Below are 20,406 nucleotides of genomic sequence, written 5' to 3'. Positions count from 1 at the left end.
ACCCAGGCACACCAGACCCAGCTACAGAGGTCAACCGCTCGCCCCGGCCCGCGCGCCACGACCTCGACGCCCGGGCCGCAGCCGCCGGTGAGGATCCGGCCGACGCCGGGGGGAGCCGTACGACGGTCCTTCCCGCCGGACAAGGCTCCTCCGGAGCGTCCTTCTCCTGGGGCGGAGCCTGGGGCGGAGCGCCGGTGCCGCAGTCCGTCGCAGATGCCTGGCGGTCAGCCAAGACGCACACGGCCGAACACCGGCAAGTGGTCGCTCCCGGTCGCGTCCAGGGCTGACACCTCCGTCACCATGACGCCCCTGCCGAGCACCTGGTCGATCCGCGCCACCGGCAGCGAAGCCGGCCAGCTGAACGCGAACCCCACGTCAGGCGCGGCGAGTTGTGAGGTGAGCGGATCCAGCCCCCGGTCCTGCACGGTGCCGTTGAGGTCACCCACGACCAGGAGCCGGACCGCCGGGTCGTCCGCGACCAGCGCCCCGAGCCGAACCGCGCTCTCGTCACGGGCCGCCGATGCGAAACCGCTCGCGCCGAGACGGATCGACGGCAGGTGGACCACGTACACCGCGACCGCTCCCTCGGGCGCGGCGACCGTGGCCCGCAGGCCGCGCTGCCAGCTGTCCGGGAACCCAGCCGGCCGGATGTCCACGGCCCGCACGTCCGTGAGGGGGTACGAGGACCAGAGCCCGACCGTGCCGTGGACCGCCCGATGGGGGTGGGACGCGCCCAGGACGTCCTCGTACACGGGCCGCGCCGCGGATGTCAGCTCCTGCACGGCCACGAGGTCGGCGCCCGTGGCGAGCAGCGCCTGCGCGGTGCCGGACGGGTCGGAGTTGTCGTCGGCGATGTTGTGCTGGACGACCGTCAGGTCGTACGACTCGGAGGACGAGGCGAACCAGAGCCCGCCGAACAGCCAGAGCCAGGCCAGCGCGGGCAGCAGACAGGCGACCAGCCCTGGCGCCGACCGCTTGACCAGGGCCAGGCACCCGAGCAGGGGCACGACCACGCCCAGCCACGGCAGAAACGTCTCCAGCGCGCTGCCGAGCCGCCCGACCCGGTTGGGCACGGCGAAGTGCAGGGCCAGCAGACCGGTGACACCGACGGCACCCGCGCCGAGCCCGTACTCCCACCGCCGAAGGCTTCGCCGTTCTCCGCGTACGATCACACGCCCCCCTCGTCCCGACGGACGACGCGCCTTTCCCGCCGGACGGTTCCCCACGGCGAACGGAGACCCGCCGGACGCGGCCGAGTAGGGGATATTTGGGGGATATTCAGGAGATCGACGCTCGTAGCGAAGACGTATTCGGGGTGAAAGCGGGCCGTGGCCAGACTGGGAGCCGGTCGCACGAGTAAGGCCCCGGACCTTCCCTGACCTGGGAGTTCCGGGGCCTTGGCCCTGATCGGCAACGTGCCCTCGGCAGGATTCGAACCTGCGACACCGGCTTTAGGAGTGGGATCGAATCCTTGCCGGGGCCTGCCTGGCGCTGCCGCACGGTGCTGTTTCCCCTGGTCAGAACCGCGCGGCGAGCCACTTGATCCGGCTCATGCCGCCCTGTATCGGGCAGTCCGCTCACGCATCGCTCACGCGCCTGAGGTACCTCGGTGTCGTGCCGGCGCATCCCCATCTCGCCGTGGCGGAGTCTGCCGCGCCCGGTTCGTTCTTGCCATCTTCCAACGCCTTGCGGAGTTGCCGCTCCGGCAGCACGTGCAAGCACCCGGGCCGATCGGCAAGAGTACGTCGAGGGGGTTCCATAGCTGAACCGTGGGATGCTGGCTGCTCCCTCTGGCAAAGTGATCGTCACTGCTAGACGATTCTCGTGAGGAACCTTGTGAGCACGCTCGGTAGCTTCATCTGGTCGATCGCGGACCAGCTTCGAGGCCCCTATCGCCCCAACCAGTACGGGACTGTGATTCTTCCGTTCACGATCCTGAGACGGCTCGACTGCGTACTTGAGCCGGACCGCGCGGCGGTACGGAAGCTGGCGTCGGAGTACGAGAACCCGAACCGGCTCAAGGTCGAGGTCAAGAAGGCCACGAGGCGGACGTTCTACAACACCTCCAACTACGAGTTCGCGAACCTGCTGGCCGATGCGGACGGGCTGGCGGACAACCTCGCTGACTACATCGACCGGTTCTCCGCCGACGTGGACGTGTTCGAGTACTTCGACTTCAAGAAGGAGATCCTGGCCCTGGAGAAGGCCGGGCTGCTGCGCGAGATCGTCAAGTCCTTCGGCGCCGTCGACCTGCATCCCAACGTCGTGTCCAACGCCGACATGGGGGATGCGTTCGAGTACATCATCCGCAAGTTCAACGAGGCCGCGAACGAGACCTCCGGAGACCACTACACGCCGCGCGACGCGATCCGGCTGCTGGTTGACCTGCTCTTCACCGAGAAGGATGTCTCCCCCTCCGAGGGCAGCATCGTCCGGACGCTGTACGACCCCACCGCCGGCACCGGCGGCATGCTCTCCCTGGCAGAGGAGCACCTGCTCGCCCAGAAGCCCGAGGCGAAGTTGAGCTTGTACGGCCAGGAGTACAACCCGCAGTCGTACGCCATCTGCAAGTCCGACCTGCTTGCAAAGGGGCACTACGCGACCAACATCGCCTTCGGTAACACGCTCACTGACGACGCCTTCAAGGGCCGCCAGTTCGACTTTTGCATGTCCAACCCGCCCTACGGGGTGGACTGGAAGCAGTACGCCAAGGCAGTCAAGGCGGAGCGCGACTCCGCCGGCCCCTACGGCCGATTCGCGCCGGGACTCCCCGCGACCTCGGACGGCCAAATGCTCTTCCTGCTCCACTTGGCCCACAAGATGCGCGCCCCCGAGGACGGCGGTGGCCGCGTCGGCATCATCATGAACGGCTCGCCACTCTTCAACGGCGCCGCCGAATCCGGCCCTTCCAACATCCGCAGGTGGTTGCTGGAGAACGACCTGGTCGAGGCTATCGTCGCGCTGCCGACCAACATGTTCTTCAACACCGGCATCGCCACCTACATCTGGATCCTCGACAACACCAAGCACCCTGACCGCCAGGGTAAGGTCCAGCTCATCGACGGCACGTCGTTCTGGACCAAGATGCGCAAGAACCTTGGGTCTAAGGGACGCGAGATCAGCGACCATAACCGCGCCGAGGTCGTGCGGCTGTACGCCGATTTCGAGGACGCCGACCCCGACCTCTCCAAGGCGCTGCACAACGACGAGTTCGGCTACTGGGCCATCACCGTCGAGCGTCCCCTGCTCGACGAGGACGGGAACCCTGTAGTCGACCGCAGGGGCAACCCGAAGCCCGACTCGAAAAAGCGTGATACCGAAAACGTGCCCTTCACCTACGGCGGCTCAACCGTCGGCGCGGCAGCCGAGCGCGAAGTCATCCAGACGTACTTCGACGCGGAGGTGAAGCCGCACGTCCCTGACGCCTGGATCGATTGGTCCAAGACCAAGACCGGCTACGAGATCCCCTTCACCCGCCACTTCTACAAGTACGTACCACCCCGCCCGCTTGCCGAGATCGACTCCGACCTGGAGAAGCAGGTAGCCAAGATCCTTGATCTCCTCCGCGAGGTGGAGCAGTGATCACCACGCTGCCGCCCGACTGGCGTGAGACAACGGTGCGGCGAGTGTTGCGCCTGCTGGACCGACCAGCTCGGTCGGGGCTCGGTGTTATCACCGCCTATCGGGATGGCACAGTCACGCTGCGCTCGAACCGCCGTGAGGACGGCTACACCTTCTCTGATACCGAGAACGGTTATCAGGAGATCCGCCCTGGCGACCTGGTCTTCCACGCCCTCGACGGTTTTGCTGGCGCCGTCGGCGTCTCGGACAGCCATGGCAACGGTTCACCCGTCTACCACGTCTGCGAATCTGTGGTGGGCGACGATCCCGCTTACCTTGCCCGCCTGCTCCGCCACCTTGGTACCTCCGGGTTCCTCGCCACCCAGGCGCCGAACGTCCGCGAGCGCAGCGTTGACTTCCGCAACTGGAGCACCTTCGCCCGCATTCCTCTGGTATTGCCCCCGGCCGACGAACAGCGAGCCATCGCCTACCACCTCGACCGCGAGACGGCCCACATTGACACGCTCATTGAAGAGCAGCAGCGGTTGATCGAGATGCTCCGGGAGCGACGTCAAGCCATCATCGATGTGGCCTTTTCGGTGCTTGGTGAGCCGTGCGTGCAACTGCGCCGATACACCAGATTCCTGACGAGTGGCTCCCGCGGGTGGGCCGACTACTACGCAGATGAGGGCGAGCGTTTCGTCCGCATCGGGAACTTGCCGCGAGCCAACCTAGACCTTCGAGGTGACGTCCAGTTTGTCGACCTGCCAGCGAATGTGACTGAGGGCTCGCGAACGATGCTGGAGGCAGGAGATCTGCTCTTCTCCATCACCGCCTACTTGGGATCGGTCGCCGTGGTTGGGGGCGACTGGGTCGGTGCGTACGTCAGCCAGCATGTGGCTCTCTGCCGTTTGGAGTCAGAGCGCGTGGATTCCAGGTTCATTGGGTGGTTCATGCTGACCACTCCGGGCCAAGATCAGCTTAAGGAGGGTGCTGCAGGCGGGGCGAAGATGCAGTTGGCGCTCGATGACATCAGGGGACTTCGTGTGCCACTGGCGCCCATCAACGAACAGCGAAGCATCGCTGCATCCCTCGATGAGCAGACCGCAAAGATCGACACGCTCATCGAGGAGACCGAGCGCTTCATCGAGCTCTCCAGGGAGCGACGGTCGGCGTTGATCACGGCGGTGGTGACGGGACAGATTGACGTACGCGAGGGGGCGTGATGGCCGATCACAACGAGGTGGTCTTCGAGACGGAGATCTGTAAGTACCTCGAGGCTCACGGTTGGCTGTACTCGGAGAACGACCGTGACGGCGGGGAGTACGACAGGGAGCGGGCGCTGTTCCCGAATGACCTGTACGCGTGGCTGGAGGAGACGCAGAGGCCGGCGTACGAGAAGGCATTGAAGGCGGCGGGCTCGCAGGCGAAGTTCCTCGACGTGCTGACTGCGGCGTTGGACAGGCCGCTGGAGCATGGCGGGGGCACACTGAACATCCTGCGCAACGGGGTGCAGTACATCGGTGGCGGCCGGTTGAAAATGGCGCAGTTCCGCCCCGAGACCTCGCTCAACGCGACCACCACGGCGCACTACGAGGCGATGAGGGTGCGGGTGGTGCGGCAGGTGCACTTCTCGACCGCTGACCAGCGCATCCTCGATCTGGTGTTCTTCGTCAACGGTCTTCCGATGGCCACGGTGGAGTTGAAGACGGACTTCACCCAGTCGCTGGATGAGGCGATCAACCAGTACAAGCAGGGCCGCAACCCACTGACTAAGGGGCGGCCCGAGCCGCTGCTGTCCTTCGGACACCGCGCTCTGGTCCACTTCGCGGTCTCCAACGACCTCGCGGCGATGACCACCAGGCTGGAGGGGGAGAGGACCCACTTCCTGCCCTTCAACATCGGCTTCGACGGCGGTGCTGGCAACCTGCCTGGCGCGGACGGACGGTCGTCGACGGCGTACCTGTGGGAACGCGTCTGGGAGAAACACGCCTGGCTGAACATCATCGGGAGGCTGATGATCGTGCAGACCAAGGAGGAGTGGGACGTCACCGTCGGCACGTCGGTGCGGCGCACGAGCATGCTCTTCCCGCGGTTCCACCAGTGGGAGGCCGTCACAAGCATCGTCAAGGCGGTGAAGGAGGAGGGTGTTGGGCAGCGGTACCTGATTGAGCACTCGGCCGGGTCGGGGAAGACGAACACCATCGCCTGGACGGCCCACCGGCTGGCGCGGCTGCATGTCGATGACCGGAAGGTCTTCGACTCGGTCATCGTGGTCGTGGACCGCACCGTGCTCGACTCCCAGCTGCAGGATGCGATTCGGCAGATCGACGGCACCGGCAAGATCGTCGCGACTATCAGCCCCGAGGACGTCCGCAAGGCCGGCGCGAAGTCGAAGTCGGGTCTGCTGGCGCAGGCGTTGAAGAACGGTGAGCTAATCATCGCGGTGACGGTGCAGACCTTCCCGCATGCGCTGAACGAGATACGGACTGACGCTGGCCTGAAGGGCAAGCGGTTCGCCGTCATCGCCGATGAGGCGCACTCCTCCCAGTCGGGTCAGATCTCCTCGAAGCTGAAGCAGGTGCTGACGGCGGAGGAGGTCAAGGAGATCGAGGAGGGTGGCGAGGTCGATGTGGAGTCGGTGCTGGCCTCGGAGATGACCGAGCGGGCCGAGTCGGAGAACATCTCCTACTTCGCCTTCACCGCGACGCCGAAGAACAAGACCCTCGAACTGTTCGGCCGCAAGGGCGCCGACGGGAAGCCGCACGAGTTCCACCTTTACTCGATGAAGCAGGCGATCGAGGAGGGTTACATCCTCGACGTGCTCAAGGGCTATCAGTCCTACGACACTGCGTTGAAGATCGCAGGCAGGGCCGAGAGTGGTGACGGGGGAGAGGTCGAGGAGGCCGCCGCCCGCAAGGGGCTGATGCGGTGGGTGCAGCTCCACCCAACGAACATCAGCCAGAAGGTGCAGATCATCGTCGAGCACTTCCACGCCAATGTCGCCTACCTCCTCGAAGGCAAGGCGAAGGCGATGGTGGTGACCGACTCGCGCAAGTCCGCGGTGAAGTACAAGCTGGCCATCGACGCCTACATCGCCAGGCGCCGCACCGAGGACGCCTCGTACAACTACCGTACCCTGGTCGCCTTCTCCGCCGGGGTGACGATGGCCGAGGACGAGACCTGGCACAGCGACTGGGGCCCGCAGCCGTCGAAGGATGACGAGTTCACCGAGGCCAACATGAACCCCGGCGCCGGGGCTGATCTGGCAGCCGCATTCAAGGGCCAGACGTACAAGATCATGCTGGTTGCCAACAAGTTCCAGACCGGCTTCGACCAGCCCTTACTCTCGGCGATGTACATAGACAAGAAGCTGTCAGGGGTCACCGCGGTGCAGACGCTCTCGCGGCTCAACCGCACCCATCGCACCGCTGGTGGGGAGCAGAAGCGCAAGACGTTCGTCATCGACTTCGCCAACAAGCCCGAGGACATCAAGACAGCCTTCGAGCCGTACTTCAAGAATGCGACCCTTGAAACCGAGACCGATCCGTACGTAGTCGTCCACCTGGCTAACAAGCTTGCCCAGGCCGGAATCTACACCGAGGACGACGTTCGCAAGGTCGCCGAGCTGTGGGTGACCCGGAAGGGCAACAACGCGCTCTCGGCGGCGATCAGCCCGGCGCAGCACGGCTTCCGACGCCGCTACGCGCGGGCAATCGAGGAGGAGGACAAGGTCACGCTCCAGGCGCTCGACCTGTTCCGCAAGGATGTCTCCACCTACGTACGTCTCTATGACTTCATGTCCCAGATCGTCGACTACGGCGACCCCTACATGGAGATGCTCTCGATCTTCCTGCGCCTGCTGGAGAAGGTCATCGCGGAGTCCGCTTGGGCGGCCGACGTGGACCTCTCCGACGTGGTGCTGGTCGGGGTCAAGCACAACAAGGCAATCCCGGTCAACATCTCGCTCGTTGGCGACGGGCAGCTGAAGGGCATCAGCGCAGCCGGCACGGGAATGAAGAAGGATCCGAAGTACGTCGCGCTCCAGGTCGTCATAGACAAGATGAACGACCTCTTCGGCGCCGAATCGTTCGCCGAGTCCCAGGTCAGGGAGTTCGTGCAGGGACTCGTCCAGCGGTTGCTCGCCGACCCGAACCTGATCAGGCAGACCAAGGTGAACTCCAAGAAGCAGTTCGTGGAGTCACCAGACTTCCAAGCAGCCGTAACGGAGGCGGTCGCAGATAACCAGGACGCTCACAACACGATGGCTGACTACTTCTTCACCGACGGGCCGGCCATCAACTCGATCATCGTCGCCCTCGCGGATGCCTTCTACGAAGCGGCGGTCGATCAGCAGGTGGCTCCTTAAAGGCTGGCACTGACAACAGCCTTGTACGTGAGGGGCCGTTGAGCGGTGGTGCGTGTCTGCCTGCGTGACAGCGCCACGAGCAGGGCGGCCTCGGCCGCCCGAGCCGTCGGGGCCGCATGCCGAGCGGTCTCACGTGCCGTCGGGAGTGAGCGTGGCCATCATGCGGGCCACACCCTCCCTCTCGGCCGCCGTCGGCTCGGTCGAACGGGCGGGCGCAGGGCGTCTCGGCGTCCTCGGGGCACTGAGGGGCGATGCCGATGCCTCCACGAGAGCGCGGACCTTGTCGAACATCTCCTCGTCAAGCCGGTACAGGTCCCCATCCCCGGATTCGTAATGACGGAAGATGGCCTCCATCTCGGTCAGGTCATATCTGGACCCATCACCGTGTTCCACCCAGCTCTCTAGAGCCCATTCGGCGTAATCGTCCATGCGGCCTGCGACATACTCATGCGCCTCTTCCCCTTTTTCGAAATCCGTCAGCAGTGAGGCGAAATCCAGGGCGTCGCTCAAGGATCGCCAATCCGGAAGATCGAGTTCCATGATCCATTCGGCTGCCTGGTCGACTGCTTGCGGGACGAATTCTCTGAGATCCTGCCTCTTCGAATCGCCGAGAAAACCGATAATGTCCTGAACCGTCTGCTGATCCCATGCTTTGCTGATCACACTGTCTTCGCTGATACTCCGCCACCCAATGTCATGCACGCGCTCGGACGCCACGGCGGTTCCCAGCTTCAGGCAGAGCAGAGCCCGATGGGCATTGTCATGCGCGGAGTGGTGACCTTCCACCACGACGGTCTCCGCCCGGAAGGCAAGCTCCGCACTCCGCTCCAACTCCGGCATGCAGCGCATCAAGGCTTGCAGCACCTGCTCCGCGTTATGGGACGAGAGCATGGACCATAGCGACTCGACCTGCTCGAAGAGCTGGATGCGATCGACGAAGTCCTTCATCTCGGAGTGATCGGAAGAAATGAAATCGCGCATGTAGTCGCGCACCGACGGGTTATGGAACTCCACGAACACCACTTCTCCGTGACGCACGCTCCTGAGCATCGTCCCGTCCAGTACCTTCAGTGCATTGTGCAGGTCCCGGAGTGCACCCCCCGACGAAGCCCAGGCGCTTTCGAGGGTATCCATCCGAATGCCGGACAGGAAAGACAGTTGCGTTTTAAGTAGGAGGGTGTCGGATGCGCCGATTTGGTGGTTGACGATGTGACCCCACACGCGGCCCGGATCATTCAGGTTGGCAACCATTTCGGCCGCGATGCGCTTCCCTGTGGTCCCGAATGCTACAGCCTCGGACAATGTCGCGGAAATAACGCGCGGATTAAAATTCCCGTGCTGGATAATGGGTGCGTACGTGCCTGGAGATGCGAATATAGATTTCGTGCGAGCCGGAAGGCTGGAGGCAGAGACGTGGTTGTAGAGGATTGACGCCCTCGCCTCGTACGTGTACTCGGCCACGTCGAGCACGCACGTATGGACATCGAAACGGTGCCTGTCGAGGCGCTCGTACCTCTGTCTGGCCTGTGCGAGAATGTACTCCCGCGTGGTGAGCAAAAACCTCTTGTTGGGGGAGTTCGCCGCCCGTTGCATCAGAGATATTAGGCGGCCGTCCTCGTTCTTCCCTAGCTTTTCGTCGATCGCGGTCTGTCCCAGAAAATCGTCGTAGTAGAAAAGTTGCGGGACGTCAGGGTCCCACAGTGCATTTGCTTCCTCCGCGTCTTCGGAGATCTCTATGATGTCGTACCCGTGACTCACGTAGTGGGCACACAGCACATGGCTGAGCGTGGTCTTACCCACTCCCGGAGTCCCGGCGACCACGCAAACGTGCCGATCGTCAAGAAGTCGCAGCGCTTCCCCGAGGCTGCCGTTGTCGGCATACGTGCGCAGAGTTGCCTTGACTGCGTCGGTGAGGGCGTGGGAACGCGTGACGATGCTCTTGGACATGAGGGAGTTGAGTACCGAAGCGCTCGTCAGCCAGAGTCGCAGATGCCGCCTGACCACCTGATCGTGCTTGCGGAGAAGCGCATCGATGTCATCTTTGCCGTAGATGTCGCTCGGTGACCTGACGAACGGCTGCAGCATGTCGTAGAGCTTGTCCTTGGCGGCACGGCTGAGCTCGACCGATGTGGCAAGGACATAGCGCCCTGGCTTGAGATGGGCGAGCTTGGGTGCTTCGGCCTTCCGCATGTGGGCCAGTAGTTTGGCTCGGCCGGACCGGTGGAAATGCTTGCACTGCACGATGAGGGCGGGATCGTCTCCCTGCATATGCCGCAGGTCCACGCCTCCGTCCGGCCCGGAGGTGAAGATCTCCAGCCGAACGCCGAATTCCAGCTCGAAAAGGTCCTTGCACACGGCCTCGAAGTCGAAGTCCGTCAGCCTGCCCACGTCGAACGTTTCCATGGTCCCGCCCCCCTGCCTGATCATCCGCGGACCAGGCCACTAGCCAGGACTGCGGGCCCCGAGGTCACGCTGAACGAGGCGTGGCTCAGCATTCCATGAGTCGCGATGCCATGAGTGCGGCTGGCGCTGACCAGGGCTTTGGATATGGCAGAGCAGTCGCGTCGTTCGAAGACGGCGGGTCGTAGGCGCCGGTCAGCGGATGGCGCGGATCATCGCGGTGAGGACTGGCGAGGCCGGTGATGGTTGGCTCTGTCCGATGTCCTCGTATCCCCACGACTTGTAGAGCGCGTGGACTTTTCCGTCGCCAGCGGCCGGGTTGACCATGAGCGTGACGTACGGCTCGTCGCATGTGGCGAGTAGGGCATCGTGGATGCGGCGGGCGGTACCGGTCTTCCGCCAGGACGGCCGGACGCCGATCTCCTTCAGGGCCACGGCCGGACGCTCGGTGTACTTCTCCGCCGGCGCCGGGCTGATCCGCTGCCAGTAGCGGTCGCCGTGCTCGATGGTGTTGCCGTAGGCGTAACCGACCGGATGTCCGTCCGCGTACGCGAGGACGGCCGTGAACCCCGGCTCGGCGCTGTGCCGGTCCAGGCGCTCGCCGAACGCGGTGACGGCGTAGTTCGGCAGGTGGAGTAGTGGGGCGCGTACGTCGGCGTACACGTCGAGGAGGTCGCCGCGGGCGGTGTCGAGGGTGGTGAAGGTGCGCAGTTCGATGGCGGGCGCCGTGGTCATGCGGCAATCCTCCAGGTGGTGGTGTGCTCGGTCCAGGTCTGCACGGTGGGGCTGCCCGGTGCCGTGGCGCGTAGTGCGGCCCCGAATTCCTGCAGCATGCGCGTGACCCGGGCGTGCTGGGTGGCAGCTTCGGCGGGGACCTTCATCGCGGTGGCTGTGGCGGCTTCGGGGGCGCCCTGCGCGAGCTGGGCGTGTGCGAGCCGGGTGGTCGTGATGGCCCGGGAACGGATCATATGGGGCCGGAGGGCGGACAGACAACGGTGAGCGTGGTACTCGGCGGTCGAGTAGTCGCCGAGCGCCAAGTGCGCGGAGAGGGCCAGGGAGTCCAGTTCGGCCTGGTCGTAGAAGGCGAGCATCCACACCGGTCGGTAGTCGGCGGCGTTGGCGCGCAGCATGGCGTCCTGTGCTTGCTCGAACGCCCGCCGGGTACCGGTGCGGTCCTGCGCCGCGCCGTGGATGGCGCCCTGGCGGGCCATACCGAGGGATGCGAACAGGGGGTCTCGGCGGGTGAGGTGCAGGTTGCGGGCAACGTCGTTGGCGGCGAACGCGTCGGCGGGACGGCCCATGTGCCGGTACATGGCTCCCGCATGGCTCCAGATACGGAACTTGATCGTCTGGTCGCCGGACATCTCGGCGAGCGCCTGGGCCTCACGCATGTGCGCCTTGGCGACGTCATAGCGGCGGCCGTCGATGGCGGCCCACATTGCTGAGGAACGGAACGCCGCTGCGGAGGCATAGAGGTTGCTGCGTACCCGCTGGGTGGCGCTGCCGGAGTTCTGGAGGTTGAGCGCCTCGTCGGCGAGGGCGGCGGCCCGCTGCTCGATGCCGAGTTGTCCGCCGTGGCGGTGGTCGCTGGCGATGATCTCGGCGAAGCGCTTGTTCAGGCGGTTGACGTCGCTCATGCCGATACGGCGTGGCGATGCGGTGCCGGGTGCGGCTGCTGCGGCAGCAGCCGCCGCGATGCTGCCGACAAGGGTACGGCGCTTCATGTCGGGGTCCTCCTGCTGCGGTGGGGCCGGGATGGACGAAGGCCGGCCCCGTGGCACGAACCCTAAAGCGACGGCGGGTAGTCCGGTGACGTCCTCAAGTGCCTTGCGGGCAGCTGACTTTGGCCACGTGACCCGGCCCGCTTTCCATGCTCGGACCGATGAGCCGTCGAGTCCTCCAGGGCGCCCGGTCAACCGTTCAATGGCCCTGTTCACGGCCTCGGCGAGGCTGTTGGAGCTGTAGCCGTGTTCGGTCATCCACGCCTCAAGAACGGTGTTGCGGGTGGTGTCCATGCGGGCACGGTAGTCCGCGCGATCCTCACCTGCCAGGTAAACGAGAGGTCAAAACGTCCTAGGCAGGTCCGTCGACTGAGTGCCTGAACGTCCTAACCAACCTTCTGGGAAAGGGAGTTGTCTGGGTGCTGGTCGCCCGCCGCGCCCCACCGTGCGGGCGGCTGTTGACGGCCCGGCCCGCCCCTGAGGTTCCCCCGCGGGGGTGGGCCGGGCGCCGAGACGACACGAAGGCTCCACCCCAATGACGAGTCAGAGAACACCAGTTGAGGCCCTCTCCGTCGGCCACCCCACGTACAGTCAGACCTTCCCGTGCGAGCCGTCCACGGCCGAGATCGGCCGCGAACTCGTCCGAGACGTCCTCGGTGTGTGGCACCTCGACGGCCTCGCCGACCGGGCCGCGCTGATCGTCACGGAGCTGATCGCGAACGCCTCCAGGCACACTCCGTGTCCCGAGATCCGTCTCACGGTTGGGCGACCGAGCGCGACGCGACTGCGTGTCGGGGTCGTGGACCGGGAACCATCGCGTCTGCCCATACTCAGCCAGGTGGCTGACGACGACGAGTCGGGGCGCGGGTTGCTCCTCGTCGATGCTGTCGCCAACCGCTGGGGCTACGACCTGCATGGCTCGGGCAGACGTCCTTGGGGCAAAGAGGTCTGGGCGGAACTCTGCACCGAGGGCAGCAAGTGAGCGTCCCGCCCACGGCACCTTCGCCCCTTCCGGACCTCGCCCGACTCCGGCCCCGCCAGCAGATGGCCATGGACTGCGCCCTCTGTGCCCGGCCGCTGGGAGCGAGCGGTCGACGGCTGTGCGAGGTACGCCACCGAGGTCTGCCGTTTCAGCTCTGGGCCTGCGCGTCCCACTGTCAGGCCGCCAGATCGACCATCCAGACCAGCTGAGAAAGGGGACGTCCCTCCATGGAGTGGCCGTGGATCACCGCTGATTGCTGGCTGGGCTGCGGGCGTACCGGAGTTCTGGTGATCTGGCTCGGCCCGGTGCAGTGGGATGGGCAGCACGCCCCCTTCTACGCGTGCGAGCCGTGCCTCGACCGCCTCAAGGCCCAGGCGCTCGCCTATTTCATGGAACGGCGGCCGTCGTCCGTTTGATCAGACTTCCGGCACACGACTTCCCGGCGTGAGGCAGGCAGCCCGCGAGGACTCTCCTACGCGGAGCACATCCCCTTGTGCCGGGCGGCCAGGAGCCTTCCGGGGAGCAGCCGTCTGGCAACGCTCCCGTGGCGGCACCTGGTGGGCGCTCCTGCCCAGTAACACCACAACGATTACGAGGAGTTGAAGCATGACGCGCAACACCGTAGTTCCCAGCCGCACCGAAGCACGCCCGCAGATCGCGGGGGCGTCGGAAGGCTTCGACCTGGACGTCTCCCTCGTCGAGATCGCCGACCCGGCGGGTCTGATCAACCTGACCGACGACAACTGCGGGTCCACCTGCGGCGCCTGCACCACCAACGTCGCCTGATCTGGACCCCCGGTCACCCCGGTCTGGTGCCGCCGCGTCTCCGCGCGGCGGCACCAGCCGCCCGCCCCCTCACCTACGGAGGTACTTGGTGGTTGCTCCGCCCGCAGCGTTCCGCACCGGTTCCACTGTTCTCGTGCGTGCCGTGGCCCGGCCCTCGCTGCCATTTCCTCCATGCCCTGCCCTCGATGACCGCTCGCCCAGTGGTTCGTCTGCCCGTGTGGCGTGGCTACGGGCGGTCTGGGCGAACAAGGACGTCGCCGAGGCACTCCAGCACTCCAGTCCGGTCCTGGCCGCGCAGGTAGGGGACCTGTGTACGGCTGAGCATCCCGCCCTCCGGGATGTGCAGCGAGCGGCGCTGTCCGTGGCCCGCTACCTGCTGCGGGCCCTGCACCGGGCTACGCCCTTTGGCCTGTTCGCCGGCGTGGCCACCGCGGAGTTCGGCTCGCAGGCGCGGGCCGACTGGGGCGAGGAGCACGTGGCTATCGGCCGCGCGGGGGCAGAGTGGCTGGCTGCCGTGATCGCATGGTTAGAGTCGTGTCCGGACCTCCTCGAACGGCTGCCCGTTGTCATCAACAACACCGTGACGTACCGGGGCGACCGGCTCATCGTGCCGTTCCAGCCCGACATCCAGGGCGACCGGACTCGCGCGGTCGAGGCGTCTCTGGCCCTGATCGGACCGGTGCGAGCGGTCCTTGCTGCAACCCGACTGCCGATCCGGTTCGGCACCCTCGTGGACAAGCTCCAGGCGGAGTTCCCCGAGGCCGGTCCCGAGAAGGCGCGTCAACTGCTGGCGGAGCTGATCCGGCGGCGGGTGCTGATCACGGGCCTGCACGCTCCGAGCACCGAGACCGATGCCCTCGGGCATCTGGTGGGCCAGCTCGACGCGATCGACGCTGGAAGCCTCGCCCCGATCGCGGAGACCGTACGCGAACTCCATGCGGTCCGGGCGGGCCTTGAGGAGTGCGCCACGCATGGCGGCCGGGACAGCGTCGCGGCGCGGATGCGAGGCCTCGTCCCCGGCCTGCGTCGGCACCCCGTCGCGCTCGACCTCCGCCTGGACGCGCAGATCGTTCTGCAGGAAGCGGTCGCCCGAGAGGTCGAGCGCGCTGCTCTCATCCTGACCCGCTTGAGCATCCGCCCGTACGGCACCGCCGCCTGGAACGAGTACCACCAGCGGTTCTACGAGCGGTACGGCATCGGCACGATGGTGCCGCTCGCGGAGGCCGTGGCGGACAGCGGCACCGGCTATCCCGACGGCTACCCAGGCGCTCCGGCCAGCGCACGCAGGCCCCGCGTCTCCGCTCGGGACGACGCCCTCGTACGGCTGGCCCAGGCCGCCGCGCTCGACGGCCGTGACGAAGTGATCCTCACGGACGAACAGGTTGAGGCCCTGGACGCGGGTCCCGACGAGCCCCGGCTGCCGCCGCACTTGGAGATCGGGGTGCGGGTGCAGGCGGCCAGCCTGGAGGAGTTGCAGCGTGGGCGGTTCCGGCTGGAGGTCGTGAACGTGTCCCGTGGTGCCGGCGTCTCCGCAGGCCGATTCCTCAGCGTGCTGGCCCCCGCCGACCGGGATGCCCTGGCCGCCGAGCTTGCCGATCTCCCGGCTGCAGACGACAACACCATGGCCGCGCAGCTTTCTTTCCCGCCACTGCTCCCTGAGAGCGCCCACGTCACCCGCTCCCCACAGGTCCTGCCCACTGTGATCAGCCTTCAGGAACACCGCGCCCCGCAGGACACCGCCCTCACCCCGGAGGACTTGGCCGTGGGGTGCGACGGCCGCCGCATGTACCTCGCTGCCCCCGAGCGCGGCCACCGCGTCGAGGCCATAGGGATGCACGCCCTGAACCTCCACACCCACACCCCGCCGCTGGTGCGGTTCCTCACCGAACTGTCCCGCGCCCAGTGCGCGCAGGTCACCGTCTTCGACTGGGGTGCCGCAGCGGCGATGCCGTTTCTTCCACGTCTGCGGTACGGCCGGATCGTGCTGGCCCCGGCACGCTGGCGGCTGGAAGCGTCCGAACTGCCCGACCGCGTCCGTCCTCGGCCGGAGTGGGATGCTGCGCTCACCGACTGGCATACCCGGCGGAGGCTGCCGCGCCGCGTCCATCTCGTCGAGGACGACCGACGTCTCTTCCTCGACCTCGACGAGGCCGGCTACCGGACGCTCCTGCGTCAGCACCTCGACCGCACACACCTGGCCGTGCTGGTCGAGGCCCCGGAACCGGAGGCGTACGGCTGGTGCGGTGGGCGAGCCCACGAGGTCGTGGTGCCCCTCAAAGCAACCAGGCCGTCGGCATGGCCACCGCTGCCCGCTCCCAGCCGGGCCCGTGCCCTGTCTGCGGCCCAGATGCAGACGCCCGCCGCTTCCTCGGTTCTTCTGGCCGCCCTGTACGGCGTTCCCCGCCGCCAAGACGTCTTGCTCTCCCGGCACTTGCCCGGCCTCCTCGAACAACTCGGCTACCCGCCGTGGTGGTTCATCCGCTTCCGCGACCCGGACCAACACCTCCGCGTACGGATCGCCCTCCCCGACCCGGAAGCCTTCGCCGACACGGCCCGAACGGTGAGCGCCTGGGCCGACGAGTTACGAAGCGTCGGCCTGCTGGCTGACCTGCGCTATCCCACCTCCTACCGTGAGATGGGCCGCTGGGGCTCCGGCGCCGCGTGGGAGGCGGCCGAGGAGGTGTTCCGGGCGGACTCGCGCGCCATCCTGGCCCAACTCGCGCAGCCACAGCGCCCCGGACCGCGCACGCTGGTGGTGGCCCACACCGTCGCCATCGCCTCCGCGTTCCTCGGCAGCACCGCAGCCGGGATGCGGTGGCTGATCGACCACATCCCGCCGACAGCCCCCGCTCCCGTTCCGCGCCCGCAGTTCACCGAGGCTGTACGGCTCGCCGACCCATGCGACGACTGGGCAGCGCTGCGCTCTGTTCCGGGCGGGGACGCCATCGTGTCGGCATGGGCCGACCGGGATACGGCGCTCGCCGAGTACCGGCCGCACCTGCCCGGCCCGGACACCCAGGGCATCACCGTCGACGATGTCCTGACCTCCCTGCTGCACGTCCACTTCGTGCGCCACGTCGCCGTGAACTTCCCGGAGGAAGAGGTCTGCCTCTACCTGGCGCGCGCCGCCGCCCTGGCCTGGACCGCCCGCACCAGGGGGAGGACTTCGTGACCGCCCACCCCGCGCTCGGCCTGGTCGACGCCATCGCCGCCCGGCTCGCCGACCCCGACATGGCGCCCTTCAACTCCAGGATGCTGGCCTCGGACCGGCAGCACCTCGCGTACGGCCCTCCCGGAATCGCGCTTCTGCACATCGAGCTGGCAGCGAACGGCCTCGGCCCGTGGCAGCGCGCCCACGACTGGCTCGCCGCCGCCTCCAGGCAGCCGCTCACCAGCGGCCCGGACAGCCACCCGTTCTACGGAGTGCCCGCCTTCGCCCATGCCCTGAGCTGCGTCGCCGACCACCTCCCCAGCTCCTACCAGCGCGCCCTCGACGCGCTGGACGGCCAGATCGCAGTCGACGTCGGACGCCGTCTCGACACCGCACACCGCCGCATCGACACCGAACGTCTGCCGCAGCTCGCCGAGTTCGACGCCATCCGGGGCCTCACCGGATATGGCGCCTACTTATTGCGCCGAGACCCCGGCAGCTCCACGATGCGCGCCGTTCTCGACTACTGCGTGCGCCTCACCGAACCGATCACCCACCACGGCGAGACTCTGCCGGGCTGGTGGTCGGAGACCGGCCCCTCGGGCAGCCCGGAGGACCGATTCCCCGGCGGGCACGCCAACACCGGTATGGCCCACGGCATCGGTGGCGTGCTCGCGCTCCTGGCCCTCGCCGCGCGGAACGGCTCCGCCACCGACGGGCACCACGCAGCACTGCGCACCATCCTGGCCTGGCTGGACCACTGGAAGGAGAAGACCAGCGGCGGACCGGTCTGGCCGTACTGGGTCACTCAGGGAGAACTGCGCAGGGGGAGTCTCGGCTCGTCAACCCCCAGGCGGCCGTCCTGGTGCTACGGCACCGCCGGCCTCGCCCGCGCCCAGCAACTTGCCGCGCTCGCCCTCGGCGATGCCGACCGTCAGATCGACGCGGAGAACGCGCTCGTGGCCGCACTCACCGATCCCGAGCAACTGAAGGCCACGACGGACAACGGCCTTTGCCACGGCTTCGCCGGCCTCGCCCACACTGCCGCGCGTACGGCCGACGACGCCCACCCCTCGACCGCAGGGAACCTCCGAGCCGCGATCCCGGCCCTCCTGGCTGCGGTCATCCCACCAGGCACCGACCCCGAACTCATGGCAACGGCGCTCATTCAGGACGAGGAAGGCGGCCCCGGCCTCCTCGACGGCGCCGCCGGCATAGCCCTGGCCCTCCTCGCGCCCAGCACCGCCGCACCACCCCGGTCCGCCTGGGACGCATGCCTCCTCATCGCTTGATCCACCGACCGAAGGACCTCTATGCCTCCCGACCGCTGGCAGCAGCACAACATCACCTTCGTCGACCGCGAGATTGCCCGGCGTACTATCGCCGAACGCCTCGGCCCCGCCCTGATCGAGGCCGAGGCCGACGGGCAGCTCACCGGCTGGTGGTTCATGAACAAGCAGCCCTGGCCGTTGCGTTACCTCGCGGACAAGCCCTCACCAGCCATTGAGTCACTCCTGAGCGACCTCATCGGCGACGGCGTGGCCGTGTCGTGCCTGCCCTGCGTCTACGAGCCCGAGACCGACGCATTCGGCGGACCCCAGGCTATGGACGCAGCCCACGAAATGTTCCACAGCGACTCCCGCCATCTGCTCACCTACCAGCTGAGCCCGATGCACTTGGGACGCCGGGAGACCGCCGTCCTGCTGGCGAGCGCCATGATGCGCGGCGCTGGACTCGACTGGTTCGAACAGGGCGACGTATGGGCGAAGTTCGCGGCCCTTCGACCGGCCACCAATCCACCACTACCCGAACGAGCCGCCGAACTGGCCCCGGGCATGCGAAAGCTCATGACCGCCGACGCCCACAACCTCTGCCGTCCGGGTGGCCCACTCGACGCGCACGAGGAATGGGTGACCGCCTTCGAACGGGCCGGCACCACGCTCGCCAACCTCGCAGCCCATGGCGCCCTCACTCGCGGCCTGCGAGCCGTCATCGCCCACCACGTGATCTTCCACGCCAACCGCGCCGGTCTCCTCCAGGACGACCAGAGCGCCCTGTCCCACATCGCACGAGAGGTAGTCATGGGAACGAGTGACCACACCGAGTCGCCCATCGAGGCAACGGCCGAGATCGATAGCGTCCGTGCGGTGAACACCGACACGATCACTACCTCCACGGCGGACGCCGAGCGCCTCCGCAACGCCCTGGTCGACCAGCTCCGCGCGGACGGACACGCCCGCACGCCCGCCGTCGAGACCGCGTTGCGGACCGTGCCCCGCCACGTGTTCGTGCCTGACGCGTCACTCGAAGACGCCTACGCCAACGCACCTGTACACATCAAGTACGACACCGACGGCACGTCCATCTCCTGTGCCTCCCAGCCGGGCGTCGTCGCCCTCATGCTGGATCAGCTCGAAGCCCAGCCCGGCGAGCGCATCCTCGAACTCGGCGCCGGCACCGGCTACAACGCCGGTCTGCTCGCCCATCTGGTTGGCGAGGGCGGGCACGTGACCACCCTCGACGTTGACGACGACCTCGTGGAAGGCGCCCGTGCGCACCTCGCCGCCGCCGGAACCACCAACGTCCAGGCAGTGACCCGCGACGGGGCACTCGGCTACGCCGAAGCAGCGCCATACGACCGGATCATCGCCACCGTGGGCGCGTACGGCGTGCCGCACGCCTGGCTGCAGCAGCTCGCCCCCGGCGGCCGGCTCCTCGTACCCCAGCGCCTCAAGGGCACAGTGTCCCGCTCCATCGCCTACGAGCAGCGTGACGGCCGGTGGGTGTCCCTCGGCAGCGAGATGAACACCTTCATGCCGCTTCGGCGGGGCATCGCTGACGACGACCGCCGAGTGATCCCGCTCAGTACGGACGGCGCCGTACGACTCCAGGCCCCCGCCGGGCTCAGCATCGAGGCCGATGCCCTCGCAGGCGTACTTGACCAGCCGCGCACCGAGGAGTGGACCGGCATGACGGTCCGCGCCATGGAGTCGCCGGAGTGGATGGAGCTGTTCGTCACCTGCTCCCTCCCCTCTGGTCTGATCCGGATGCTGTTCCCCCAGAGCGCCAAGGGCACGCTGCTCACGGAGGACCCTTACCCCTCGTCAACTGCGGTCGTCGACAAGGGCGCCGTCACCTACCTCGCCCGGCGCGTGTCCAAGGAGAAGACCACCGAGGGCAACAAGCTCTGGGAGTTCGGCGTCATCGGCCACGGCCCCGGCAGCGACGAACTGGCCGCGAAGGTCGCCGACGCCATCCGCACCTGGGACAGGCAGTATCGAGGCCGTGAGGCCACGTTCGAGATCCAGCCCCTCGGCGCCCACAAGATCGAGCAGCGCCCCGGTCTCTTCTCTCTCGACACCTCGCTGAACCGCATCGTCGTCGACTGGCGGTGACGCCCCACGCGTAGCAGACGGTGCCCGCAGCACGCGGGCAC

Annotated in this window: 13 protein-coding genes and 1 pseudogene; 9 read left to right on the top strand and 5 right to left on the bottom strand. The window is 67.1% G+C overall.

Annotated elements, in window-relative coordinates; translation table 11 throughout:
- Positions 1-224 precede the first annotated feature (224 nt).
- Together OG734_RS19465 and OG734_RS47965 are read right to left on the bottom strand one after the other, a co-directional pair.
- A complete protein-coding gene (locus tag OG734_RS19465; protein WP_330288792.1) occupies positions 225-1,172 on the bottom strand; it encodes an endonuclease/exonuclease/phosphatase family protein in 948 nt (315 codons plus the stop codon).
- Between the two features lie 106 nt (positions 1,173-1,278).
- A pseudogene (locus OG734_RS47965) lies at positions 1,279-1,700 on the bottom strand (hypothetical protein); the annotation flags it as partial.
- 136 nt (positions 1,701-1,836) lie between these two features.
- Here OG734_RS47965 and OG734_RS19460 point away from each other — a divergent pair.
- The 3 genes from OG734_RS19460 to OG734_RS19450 are packed head-to-tail and all read left to right on the top strand — an operon-like array spanning position 1,837 to position 7,930.
- On the top strand, positions 1,837-3,582 hold the full coding sequence (locus tag OG734_RS19460) for a type I restriction-modification system subunit M (protein WP_330288791.1): 1,746 nt from the start codon (positions 1,837-1,839) through the stop codon (positions 3,580-3,582).
- A complete protein-coding gene (locus OG734_RS19455) occupies positions 3,579-4,787 on the top strand; it encodes a restriction endonuclease subunit S (protein WP_330288790.1) in 1,209 nt (402 codons plus the stop codon). The genes OG734_RS19460 and OG734_RS19455 overlap by 4 nt, the downstream gene beginning before the upstream one ends.
- Entirely contained in the window at positions 4,787-7,930 is a 3,144-nt protein-coding gene (locus OG734_RS19450) for a type I restriction endonuclease subunit R (RefSeq protein ID WP_330288789.1), read from the top strand. Before OG734_RS19455 ends, OG734_RS19450 begins: the two co-directional genes overlap by 1 nt.
- A gap of 129 nt (positions 7,931-8,059) precedes the next feature.
- On the opposite strand, the gene OG734_RS19445 is transcribed toward OG734_RS19450, so the two are convergent.
- The 3 genes from OG734_RS19445 to OG734_RS19435 form a co-directional block, all read right to left on the bottom strand.
- Positions 8,060-10,333, bottom strand: a complete 2,274-nt coding sequence (locus tag OG734_RS19445) for an ATP-binding protein (RefSeq protein WP_330288788.1) — start codon at positions 10,331-10,333, stop codon at positions 8,060-8,062.
- Positions 10,334-10,525: 192 nt separating this feature from the next.
- Positions 10,526-11,065 carry a GNAT family N-acetyltransferase gene (locus tag OG734_RS19440; RefSeq protein WP_330288787.1) on the bottom strand — a complete coding sequence of 180 codons (540 nt, stop codon included), beginning with the start codon at positions 11,063-11,065 and terminating at the stop codon, positions 10,526-10,528.
- The gene (locus tag OG734_RS19435; protein WP_330288786.1) at positions 11,062-12,345 is read right to left on the bottom strand and encodes an XRE family transcriptional regulator; all 1,284 of its coding nucleotides are present in this window, start codon (positions 12,343-12,345) and stop codon (positions 11,062-11,064) included. Before OG734_RS19435 ends, OG734_RS19440 begins: the two co-directional genes overlap by 4 nt.
- Positions 12,346-12,586: 241 nt before the next feature.
- Between OG734_RS19435 and OG734_RS19430 the strand changes: the two genes are divergently transcribed.
- The 6 genes from OG734_RS19430 (at position 12,587) to fxlM (ending at position 20,365) form a co-directional block, all read left to right on the top strand.
- Entirely contained in the window at positions 12,587-13,033 is a 447-nt protein-coding gene (locus tag OG734_RS19430; protein ID WP_330288785.1) for an ATP-binding protein, read from the top strand.
- Between the two features lie 227 nt (positions 13,034-13,260).
- The gene (locus OG734_RS19425; protein WP_330288784.1) at positions 13,261-13,449 is read left to right on the top strand and encodes a hypothetical protein; all 189 of its coding nucleotides are present in this window, start codon (positions 13,261-13,263) and stop codon (positions 13,447-13,449) included.
- 190 nt (positions 13,450-13,639) lie between these two features.
- Positions 13,640-13,819: an FxLD family lanthipeptide gene (locus OG734_RS19420; RefSeq protein ID WP_330288783.1), complete on the top strand. Its 180-nt coding sequence runs from the start codon at positions 13,640-13,642 to the stop codon at positions 13,817-13,819.
- A gap of 217 nt (positions 13,820-14,036) precedes the next feature.
- Positions 14,037-16,991 (top strand): lantibiotic dehydratase, encoded by a 2,955-nt coding sequence (locus OG734_RS19415; protein ID WP_330288782.1) that lies wholly within the window; start codon positions 14,037-14,039, stop codon positions 16,989-16,991.
- Positions 16,988-18,262, top strand: a complete 1,275-nt coding sequence (locus OG734_RS19410; protein ID WP_330288781.1) for a lanthionine synthetase C family protein — start codon at positions 16,988-16,990, stop codon at positions 18,260-18,262. Before OG734_RS19415 ends, OG734_RS19410 begins: the two co-directional genes overlap by 4 nt.
- A gap of 21 nt (positions 18,263-18,283) precedes the next feature.
- Complete coding sequence (gene fxlM / locus OG734_RS19405; RefSeq protein WP_330288780.1) at positions 18,284-20,365, top strand: methyltransferase, FxLD system; 2,082 nt, start codon at positions 18,284-18,286, stop codon at positions 20,363-20,365.
- Positions 20,366-20,406 lie beyond the last annotated feature (41 nt).

This window comes from Streptomyces sp. NBC_00576, assembly GCF_036345175.1.
Lineage (GTDB): Bacteria > Actinomycetota > Actinomycetes > Streptomycetales > Streptomycetaceae > Streptomyces.
This window is presented reverse-complemented; position numbering and strand designations above follow the sequence as displayed.

Excerpts from the sequence above, each read along its gene's own strand:
- fxlM (WP_330288780.1), top strand. The coding sequence starts at position 18,284 with ATGCCTCCCGACCGCTGGCAGCAGCACAACATCACCTTCGTCGACCGC.
- OG734_RS19435 (WP_330288786.1), bottom strand. The coding sequence starts at position 12,345 with ATGGACACCACCCGCAACACCGTTCTTGAGGCGTGGATGACCGAACAC.
- OG734_RS19430 (WP_330288785.1), top strand. The coding sequence starts at position 12,587 with ATGACGAGTCAGAGAACACCAGTTGAGGCCCTCTCCGTCGGCCACCCC.
- OG734_RS19445 (WP_330288788.1), bottom strand. The coding sequence starts at position 10,333 with ATGGAAACGTTCGACGTGGGCAGGCTGACGGACTTCGACTTCGAGGCC.
- OG734_RS19420 (WP_330288783.1), top strand. The coding sequence starts at position 13,640 with ATGACGCGCAACACCGTAGTTCCCAGCCGCACCGAAGCACGCCCGCAG.
- OG734_RS19425 (WP_330288784.1), top strand. The coding sequence starts at position 13,261 with ATGGAGTGGCCGTGGATCACCGCTGATTGCTGGCTGGGCTGCGGGCGT.
- OG734_RS19440 (WP_330288787.1), bottom strand. The coding sequence starts at position 11,065 with ATGACCACGGCGCCCGCCATCGAACTGCGCACCTTCACCACCCTCGAC.
- OG734_RS19450 (WP_330288789.1), top strand. The coding sequence starts at position 4,787 with ATGGCCGATCACAACGAGGTGGTCTTCGAGACGGAGATCTGTAAGTAC.